The organism is Actinokineospora inagensis DSM 44258 (genome assembly GCF_000482865.1).
GTDB classification, from domain to species: domain Bacteria; phylum Actinomycetota; class Actinomycetes; order Mycobacteriales; family Pseudonocardiaceae; genus Actinokineospora; species Actinokineospora inagensis.
Genome location: NZ_KI519520.1, coordinates 118,963 through 129,795 on the forward strand (window position 1 = coordinate 118,963; position 10,833 = coordinate 129,795).

General features: G+C 70.2%; 1 protein-coding gene. It reads left to right on the forward strand.

The genetic code is table 11. The features are described from left to right. Nucleotides 1–289: 289 nt before the first annotated feature. The gene (locus tag H504_RS42720; protein ID WP_035307221.1) at nucleotides 290–10,360 is read left to right on the forward strand and encodes a type I polyketide synthase; all 10,071 of its coding nucleotides are present in this window, start codon (nucleotides 290–292) and stop codon (nucleotides 10,358–10,360) included. Nucleotides 10,361–10,833: the final 473 nt, after the last annotated feature.

A 10,833-nucleotide genomic window follows, 5' to 3' on the forward strand; every position in this document is an offset into this window, starting at 1 on the left:
CAACTTCACCACAACGGGCGGTTGGGTCCGGCGGGTTTCGAGGCGCGGGGGGTGGGCTGGCAGCCTTCGTCGATGTGGGTTGGGTTGGGTTGGGTTGGGTTTGGTTTGGGGTGTGCGGTGCAGGTTGGTCGCGGTGCTTCTTCGCCTGGTTGGCGGTTGGGATCGGTGGGTTTCGAGGCACGCGGTGCTGGTTGGTCGTGGTGTTTCGTCGGTGTGGGGTGGGGTTTGAGGCGCGCGGTGCGCGCTTGTTGTGGTGGGTTGATGGGGTTTCCGGGAGCGGGGAGTGGTTGTGGCTGGGTCTGTTGAGCAGTATGTGGAGGCTCTGCGCAGCTCTCTCAAGGAGAATGAGCGGCTGAAGGCGCGGAATCGGGAATTGGTGGGGGCCGGGCGGGAGCCGGTGGCCATTGTGGGGATGGCTTGTCGGTTGCCGGGTGGGGTGGGGTCTGCGGATGACCTGTGGGATCTGGTGGCGCGGGGTGGGGATGGGATTTCGGGGTTTCCTGTTGATCGGGGGTGGGATCTGGGGAGGTTGTACGACCCTCGTGGGGAGCGGGAGGGGACGTCGTATTCGCGGGAAGGGGGGTTTGTTCATTCGGCGGGGTGGTTTGATCACGGGTTCTTTGGGATTTCTCCGCGTGAGGCGGCGGCGATGGATCCGCAGCAGAGGTTGTTGTTGGAGACCTCGTGGGAGGTGTTTGAGCATGCGGGGATTGATCCTACTTTGTTGCGGGGGAGTAGGACTGGGGTTTTTGTGGGGGCGGCTACCTCGGGGTATGGGTATGAGGTAGTTGATGAGGGATATGGGTTGACGGGGGCGGCTACCAGTGTGTTGAGTGGACGGGTTTCCTATTTCTTCGGGTTCGAGGGGCCGACGGTTACGGTTGACACGGCTTGTTCCAGTGGGCTGGTGGCGTTGCACCTGGCTGTGCGGGCGTTGCGGGCGGGGGAGTGTGAAGCGGCCGTTGCGGGTGGGGTGACGGTGATGGTGCGGCCTTCTGCCTTTGTTGAGTTTTCGCGGCAGGGGGGGTTGGCGGGGGATGGGCGGTGTAAGTCGTTTGGGGCGGGGGCGGACGGGACGGGGGGGGCGGAGGGGGCGGCCGTCCTGTTGGTGGAGCGGTTGTCGGATGCGGTGGCCAAGGGGCATCGGGTGTTGGCGGTGGTGCGGGGGTCCGCCGTCAACTCGGATGGGGCTTCGAATGGGTTGACGGCGCCCAATGGGTTGGCGCAGCGGCGGGTGATTCGGGATGCGTTGGCGGATGCGGGGGTGGAGGCTCGCGACGTTCAACTGGTGGAGGGGCACGGGACGGGGACCGTGTTGGGGGATCCGATTGAGGCGTCGGCGGTGGTGGCGACGTATGGGCAGGGGCGGGGGTACCCGGTTTTCCTGGGGTCGGTGAAGTCCAACATCGGGCACACGCAGGCGGCGGCGGGGATTGCGGGGGTGATCAAGGTTGTGCAGGCAATGCGCAACCGGATCTTGCCTGCGACGCGGCACGCTGAGGTGCCGTCGCGGCATGTGGAGTGGGCGGCTGGGGCGGTGGAGCTGCTGGTCGAAAGCCGCGAATGGTCCGTCGTGGATGGGGTGCGGCGAGCGGCGGTGTCGTCGTTCGGGGTGAGTGGGACAAACGCGCACACGATCATTGAGGAGAGGGCGGAGGTCGAGCGGGAGAGCAGTGCGGCCGACCTGCCGTGGTTCGTGTCGGGGCAGACTGCGGAGGCTTTGCGGGAGCAGGTTTCCCGGCTTGGTGGGGTGACGGCGGCGCGGGGGGATGTGGCGTTCTCGCTGGCCACCGGGCGGGCTGCGCTGGAGCAGCGGGCGGTGGTGCTGCCAGGAAGTCGGTCCACTGTGGTGGGTGAGGTGGTGGCGGGGAAGGTCGGGTTCCTGTTCAGCGGGCAGGGGTCGCAGTGGTCGGGGATGGGGGTTGGGCTGCGGCGGTTCCCGGTGTTCGCTGAGGTCTTTGACCGGTTGTGTGCTCGGTTTGGGGTTGATCCGGCGGGTGAGCTGGATCGGACTGAGGTGACGCAACCGGTGTTGTTCGCGTTTCAGGTGGCGTTGTACCGGTTGGTGGAGCACTGGGGGATCAAGGCGGATTATCTGGTTGGGCATTCGATTGGGGAAGTCGCGGCGGCGCATGTGGCGGGGGTGTTGAGCCTGGAGGACGCCTGCACGCTGGTTGAGGCGCGGGCCCGGCTGATGGGGGCGCTTCCCGGTGGGGCCATGTTGGCGGTGGAGGCCGACGAGCTGGAGTTGCCCGATGGGGTGGATCTCGCGGCGGTCAATGGGCCTCGGGCGCGGGTGGTGTCCGGCGATGTTGCCGCTGTCGACGAGCTTGCGGCGCGGTGGCGGGCGGAGGGGAAGCGGGTTAAGCGGCTGGTGGTGTCGCATGCGTTTCACTCGCGGCACATGGATGGGATGTTGGCCGAGTTCGGTCGCGTTGCCGCGAAGCTGACGTACCAGCGGCCGGGTGTTCCGATTGTCACCACGGCGGGAGGTCAGCCGGACTCGGCTGAGTACTGGGTGGGGCAGGTTCGGGCGACAGTCCAGTTCGCGGCTGCTGTTGACACCCTGGTGGGGAAGGGGGTGACCAAGTTCGTCGAGATCGGGCCGGATGGGGTGTTGTCGGCCGCTGTTCGGGATTGTGCGGACGGGGTTGTCGCGATTCCGTTGCAGCGGGCCAATCGGGATGCGGTTGATACCTGGTGGCGCGGCCTGGCCGGGGTGTTCGTCGCGGGGGTGCCGATCACCTGGCCGGAGCCGGGGCGGCGGGTCGACCTGCCCACCTACGCGTTCCAGCGCTCGCACTTCTGGCCGGTCTCCACGACCAACCACCGCTACCGGGTGACCTGGAAGCCAGCGCACACCGCTGCGAAGGGGCTCACGGGTACCTGGCAGGTGCTCACTCGGAAGCCGGACTCGGACCTTGCTCGCTGGTGTGCCAAGGCTCTGGGTGACCACGGGGCGACCGTGGTGGTCGGGTCTGAGCCGGTGCAGGCCGATGGTGTGTTGTCGTTGCTCACCAGTACCGCTCCACACCCGGAGTTCCCCGTTGTCCCCCAAGGCATCGCGGACACGCTTGATCTGGTGAAGGTGGAGGGTCCGCCGATCTGGCTTGCCACGCGGGGCGCGGTCGCGGTGGATGAGCCGTTGGCCGACCCGGACGCGGCGCCGTTGTGGGCATTGGGGCGGGTGGCGGCACTGGAACACCCACATCGGTGGGGTGGGCTGGTTGACTTGCCGCCCGAGCTGGACGAACAGGCGGCGGACCGGCTTGCTGCGGCGCTCGTGGGGGTGGAGGACCAGCTCGCCATCAGGGCGGGCAGGTTGTTCTGCCGTCGCCTGGAGGCCGCGCCCGCCGGGGTGGCGGACAACTGGCGTCCACAAGGGACTGTCCTGGTCACGGGTGGTACCGGGGCGCTTGGTGGGCATGTCACGCGGTGGTTGTTGGGCCGTGGGGCGGAAAAGGTTGTGCTTGCCAGTCGGCGTGGGGCGGAGGCTGCTGGAGAACCCGATCCTCGGGTGACGGTGGTTGCCTGTGATGTCACCGATTCTGTCGCGTTGACGGCGTTGTTGGCCGAGTACGTGCCGACCGCTGTGTTCCACGCGGCGGGGAGCGGGGAGTACGGGGCGATCGCCGATACTGATCTCGCGCACTTCGCAGCGGTGCTTGACGCCAAGGTGAGCGGGGCTCGGACAATTGCCGCCGCCTTGCCCGACCTGGACCGGTTTGTGCTGTTCTCCTCGGTGTCCGCGACCTGGGGGAGTGGCGCACAATCGGCGTACTCCGTCGCCAATGCGGCGTTGGACGCATTGGCCGAGTCGGTGGGGGCCACTTCCATCGCGTGGGGGCCGTGGGCGGGTGCGGGCATGGCAGGCGCCGACAGCACCGTCGACTACCTGCGCAAACGCGGTCTCAACCCGCTTGACCCGACCGTCGCGATCGCCGCGCTCGGGCAGGCCGTGGACCAGCGTGACACCTGTGTCACGGTCGCGGATGTCGACTGGGCCCGGTTTGTCCCGGCCTTCACCACCGCCCGGCCCCAGCACTTCTTTGCCGACTTCGTCGAGACCGTCGCGCCCGAGGTGGAAACCGCTGTCGAAGATTTCTCCGGTTTGTCCGAAGGAGACTATCGTCGCACGCTGCTGGATCTGGTGCGCACCAACGCGGCGGCCGTCCTCGGTCATGCCGATCCGACCGCCGTGAAGTCCCACCAGGCGTTCAGCGACCTGGGATTCGACTCGCTCACCGCCGTCGAACTCCGGGACCGGCTGGCGGCGGTCACGGGACTCAAGTTGGCCACCACGATCGTCTTCGACCACCCCAGCCCGGCCGCCCTCGCCGATCACCTGGTCAGCTTGGCTCGGCCCACCGCCAAGGTCACCACGACCACGCACACGGCCGTCGACGGTGAGCCGATCGCGATCATCGGTATGGCCTGCCGGTACCCGGGCGGGGTCCGCTCGCCCGAGGATCTTTGGGAGTTGGTGTCCGAGGGGCGGGACGGCATTGGGGACTTCCCGACCGACCGTGGCTGGGACCTCAGCCGTGTCTACGACCCCGATGGCGGTAACGGCACCTCTTACGTCCGCGAGGGCGCGTTCCTGGACGGGGTAGCCGAGTTCGACCCGGTGTTCTTCGGTATCTCCCCGCGTGAAGCGTTGGCCATGGACCCGCAGCAGCGCCTCTTGCTCCAGTCGTGCTGGGAGGCGTTCGAGCGTGCGGGGATCGACCCGGAGTCGATGCGCGGTAGTCGTACCGGGGTGTTCGCGGGCACGAGCGGACAGGACTACCCGGTGCTCTTAGCCGGTGCGCGTGATGTCAGTGAAGGGCATCAGGGCACCGGTAATGCCGCTGCTGTCTTGTCCGGTCGGGTCGCCTACACGTTTGGGTTGGAAGGACCCACGCTCACCGTTGACACTGCCTGCTCCAGCAGTCTGGTGGCCTTGCACCTCGCGGTCAAGGCGCTCAGGCACGGTGAGTGCGACTTGGCGTTGGCCGGTGGCGTGACCGTCATGTCGACGCCGTCGGCGTTCGTGGAGTTCAGCAGGCAGTTGGGCCTCGCGGCCGATGGGCGGTGCAAGTCGTTCGCGGCGGCCGCTGACGGGACCGGATGGGGCGAAGGCGTCGGCGTATTGCTGGTCGAGCGGCTCTCCGACGCGCGACGGCACGGGCACCGGGTGCTCGCCGTCGTCCGGGGCTCCGCCGTCAACTCGGACGGGGCGTCCAACGGGCTGACCGCACCCAACGGTCCGGCCCAGCAGCGGGTCATCCACCAGGCACTGGCCGACGCCCGGCTTGAACCGTCCGATGTGGACGTCGTGGAGGCGCACGGCACCGGTACCCGGCTCGGCGACCCGATCGAGGCGGAAGCCCTGCTCGCCACCTACGGGCGGGACCGGGACACCCCGCTGTGGTTGGGGTCGGTGAAGTCGAACATCGGGCACACCCAGGCCGCGGCCGGGGTCGCCGGGGTGATCAAGGTGGTGCAGGCGCTGCGGGCAGGCGTGCTGCCCCGCACCCTGCACGTGGACGAACCCACCCCGCGCGTCGAGTGGGCGGCGGGCTCGGTCGAGCTGCTGACCTCGGCCCGGCCGTGGCCGGGGCCACCCGGGTTGCCCCGCCGGGCCGGGGTGTCGTCGTTCGGGATGAGTGGCACCAACGCGCACGTGATCATCGAGTCGGCGCCGGACCAGGTCGACCCGGATCCGGTCGGCGCGCCACCCGCCCTGATCGTGCTGCCCGTGTCGGCCCGCACCGAACACGGCCTGGTCGCCCAGGTCGAGGCGCTGCGGGGGTGCGGCCACGACCTGGTCGACCTCGCGCACTCGCTCGCCACGACCCGGTCCGTGCTGGACCACCGGGCGGTCCTGTTCGGCGACGTGAGCCTGGACGGCGCGGTCATCGGGCAGGCCGACGAGGGCCGCACCGGGTTCCTGTTCACCGGTCAGGGCTCCCAGCGGCCCGGGATGGGCGCGGGCCTGTACGCCGCCTTCCCGGTTTTCGCGGCCGCGTTCGACGATGTCTGCGCCCGGGTCGAGCTGCCGATCAGGGATGTTGTGTTCGGCGGCGGGGTCGAACTGGACCAGACCGCCTACACCCAGCCCGCGCTGTTCGCCCTGCAGGTCGCGCTGTTCCGGCTGGTCGAGTCCTGGGGGCTGCGGCCGGACGTGCTCATCGGTCACTCCATCGGCGAACTCGCCGCCGCCCACGCCGCAGGCGTCCTGTCCCTGGACGACGCCTGCGCCCTGGTCGCCGCCCGGGGCCGCCTGATGCAGCAGCTCCCACCCGGTGGCGCCATGCTCGCGATCGAGGCCACACCGGACGAGCTCGACCTGCCCGACGGCGTTGACCTGGCCGCCGTGAACGGCGAGCGCTCGGTCGTGGTTTCCGGTGCCGGCGCACTGATCGAGCAGGTCAAAGCGCGGATGGCCGGGCACCGGACCAAGCAGCTCGTCGTCTCGCACGCGTTCCACTCCCGGCTCATGGACCCCATGCTGGACGAGTTCGCCGCCATCGCCCGGTCGCTGACCTACCACCGCCCCCGGATCACCCTGTTGACCACTGTGGACGGTGACCCGGCGACCCCGGAGTACTGGGTGCGGCAGGTCCGGGAGCCGGTGCGGTTCTCCGCCGCCGTCGAGCGGGCCACCGGCGTCACCCGGTTCCTGGAACTGGGGCCGGACGGGGTGCTGAGCGCCGCCGTCGACCGGCCGTCCGCGCCGACCCTGCGCGCGGGCCGGGACGAGGTGGAGACCCTGCTGCGCGCGGTCGCCGAGATCCACGTCCACGGCGGTGCCGCCGACTGGGGGGCGATCACCGCGGACTGGGGTGGTCGTCGAGTCGACCTGCCCACTTACGCCTTCGCCCGCGAGCGCTACTGGCCGACCCCGGCCGTCCTCGCCGATGTGGTCGCGGCGGGCATGGGCGCGACGGACCACCCGCTGCTGGGCGCCGGTGTCGGGGTCGCGGGCGGTGACGGGGTGTTGTTCACCGCCCAGTTGTCGACCCGCACCCACCCGTGGCTGGCCGATCACCGCGTTCAGGGCCGGATTGTGTTGCCGGGCACCGGGTTCGTCGAGATGGCCGTGCGGGCCGGTGACGCATGTGGACTGGGCACGCTGGAGGAGCTGGTCCTGCACGCGCCGCTCGTGCTGCCGGACCGCGGAGCGGTGCAGGTCCAGGTTGCCGTTGAGGCCGGTGCGATCACCGTGCACGGACGGGCGGCGGACGAGACCGGTTGGTCGGAGCGGCCGTGGACCCTGCACGCGACCGGCACCCTGGTCGCCGATTTTGGATCCATTGTGGACTTTGATTGGCCACCGCCGGGCGAGGCCGTTGACATCAGCGGGTTGTACGCGGACCTGGCGTCCGCCGGCCTGTCGTACGGCCCCGCTTTCCAGGGCCTGCGCGCGGTCTGGAGTGGACCGGGAGCGGTGTTCGCCGAGGTCACGGTCCCGGAGTCGGATGCCAGGTTCGGCCTGCACCCCGCCCTGCTGGACTCCGCGCTGCACGCCCTCGCGGTGGACGCGCGCGGGTCCGGCGGCCCCGGTGTGCCGTTCGCCTGGTCCGGGGTTCGGCTGTCCGCGACCGGGGCCACCACCCTTCGCGTGCGGCTGACCAGGGACAACGACGGCGTCAGCTTGGTCGCGGTCGACCCGGCCGGGACGCCGGTGATCTCGGTCGACCGGGTCGTCCTGCGCGCCGCGACTGCCGAGGTGAGCGCGCCGCCGCTGCACCGGGTCGCCTGGCAACCGGTCTCACTCGGCGACCCGTCCGGCCGATGGGCCGTCCTCGACAACGACGAAGCCGCCGCGGGCCTAGCCGCCGCGGGCGCCGAGATCGTCCCGCTTGCCGACGCCGACAAGGTATTGCTGACCTGGCACGGGGACATCGTCGACCGGGTGGTCAACGCCATCGACGACGTGCGGACACTGCTGGCCAGACCGGTCACACTGGTCGTCCTGACCCGGGGCTCCGTCGCCGCCGAACCGGGCGACGACGTCCCCGACCTCGCCGGATCCGCCGTGTGGGGCCTGCTGCGGGTCGCCCAGAACGAGGAACCCGACCGAATCCAACTCGTCGACGTCGACGCCGACCCCTGGGCCGCACTCGTCCGCTGCCCCGACGAACCCCAACTCGCGATCCGCGCAGGCACAACCCTGGTGCCCCGCGTGGTGCCCGACCCCGGCACCGACCTCGTCCCCCCGTCCGGCGACTGGCGACTGGACACGACCGGCCGTGGCACCCTGGAGAACCTGGTCCTGACCCCCGCTCCGCCGGTCGAGTTGGGACCGGGCGAGGTGCGGGTCGCGGTCCGAGCGGCGGGCCTGAACTTCCGCGACGTCCTCAACGCGCTGGGCATGTACCCCGGCGAGGTCGCCATCGGCGGCGAAGCGGCCGGGGTCATCACCGAGGTCGGCCCCGGCGCGCACCGGTTCGTCCCCGGCGACCGCGTCCTCGGCCTGTTCTCCGCCGCTTTCGCGACCTCCGCCGTGGCCGACGAACGCCTGCTCGTCCCACTCCCCGACACCTGGTCCTTTGTGGACGGCGCTTGCGTCCCCATCGTCTACGCCACCGCCTACTACGGCCTGGTCGACCTCGCGGGCCTCAAAGCAGGCGAGTCCGTCCTGATCCACGCCGCGGCGGGTGGCGTCGGCATGGCGGCCGTCCAACTCGCCCGCCACCTCGGCGCCGAGGTCTACGGCACCGCCGGCCCCGCCAAGTGGCCCGCCACCACCCTGGCCGACGACCACCTGTCCTCCTCCCGAGACCTCGCCTTCGCCGACAAGTTCCCCCAGGTCGACGTCGTCCTCAACGCCCTCGCAGGCGAGTTCGTCGACGCCTCGCTCCGCCTCCTCAAACCCGGCGGCCGCTTCCTCGAAATGGGCAAGACCGACATCCGCGAAGAATCCACAGTGGACTATCGACCCTACGACCTGGCCGAGGCAGGCCCAGACCGCATCGGCGAAATCCTCACCCGGGTCATGGCCCTCTTCGAAAGCAACACCCTCACCCTCCCACCCCACCGCGCCTGGGACGTCCGCCAGGCCCGGAACGCCTTCCGCCACATGAGCCAGGCCCGCCACATCGGCAAGGTCGTCCTCACCATCCCCATCCCCGTCGACCCCGCCGCTCCCGTCCTGATCACCGGCGGCACCGGCGCCCTCGGCGGCCTACTCGCCCGCCACCTGGCCGCCTCCGGCCGCCGAAACCTCATCCTCCTCAGCCGAACCGGCAAGGCCCCCGACGACCTGATCGAGGCCGTGGCAGCACACGGAGCCTCAGTCACAGTCGTCGCCGGAGACGCCGCCGACACCGACCTCCTCACCACCCTCGGCGCACGATCGGTCTTCCACGCGGCAGGCGTGCTCGACGACGGCGTGTTGGGTTCGCTGGACCGCTCCCGAGTCGAGCCGGTACTCCACGCCAAGGCCATCTCCGCCCTAGCCCTCCACGCGGCAGTCCCAGACGCCGCTGAGTTCGTCCTCTTCTCCTCCATCGCCGCCACCCTCGGCACCCCGGGCCAAGCCTCCTACGCCGCCGCCAACGCCGTCCTCGACGCCCTCGCCCACCACCGCCACGCTCGCGGCCTCCCCGCCCGCACCCTGGCCTGGGGCCCCTGGGACCTCGACGGCGGAATGCTCGGCCCACTCACCGACACCACCCGAGACCACCTATCCCGCACCGGTTTCCCCGCCCTACCCCCCGACATCGGCCTCGCCCTCTTGGACCGCGCCCTACAAGAACCAACCCCCACTGTCGTCGCCGCCCTGGTAAACCCGGCAGCCCTCGACACCCCACCCCCCATCCTGCGCGCCCTGGCCCGCCCCTCCCGCCGAGTCGCCGAGACAGCCGCCCCCCTCGACCTCGGCGCCCGCCTGCTGCCCTTGCCCCCCGCCGAACGAACCCGGGTCTTGGTCGACTTGGTACGCACCCACGCCGCCACCGTCCTCGGCTTTCCCTCAGCGGAGTCCATCGACCCCACCCGAGCCTTCTCCGACCTGGGCTTCGACTCGCTGACCGCCGTCGAACTCCGCAACCGCGTCACCACCGCCACCAACACCCGCCTCCCCGCCACCCTGGTGTTCGACCACCCCACCCCCACCCTGCTGGCCCACCGCCTCCTCGCCGACCTGACCCCAGCACCCCCCACCCCCACCACCGCCGCCCTAGCCGACCTGGACCGCATCGACGCCGACCTACCGTCCCTCCCCCCTGCCGACGCCACCCGCATCCGAGCCCGCCTCACCGCCCTCCTCGCCAAAACAACCCCCACCACCCCCGCCACCGCCAACGACGACCTGGACGCCGCAACCCCCGACACCATCTTCACCCTCATCGACAACGAACTGGAAAGCTAGCCACCCCCATCGACGAAGCCCCACCCCCGCCCCGCACACCTCAAACCAATCCCGCCTCACATCGACGAGGGTCGCCTGCCCTCCTCGCGCGCCGCGAATCCCGCCTCACATCGACGAGGGTCGCCAGCCCACCCCGCGCGCCTCGAAACCCACTCCTCATCGACAAAGGCCGCCAGCCCACCCCACGCGCCTCGAAACCCGCCGATCCCAACCGCCCGTTGTGGTGAAGTTGTTTTGTTTGGGGGGGAGCGGTGGCCTAAGCCGGCTGGCGGGTAAGGCCACGCTTTCCAGTGGCCCCGCCTTTTAGCCTTACCCAGGCCACCGCTAGGGGCCCCAAACAAAACAACTTCACCACAACGGGCACCACCGCTTTCATCTGGCGCCCAAGCGCCGGCGTCGCCGCCAGGCGACCAGGCCGACCCCCGAGGCGCAGCCGAGGCCCAGTGACTCATTCCTCCCCCACCCCCCAAAAC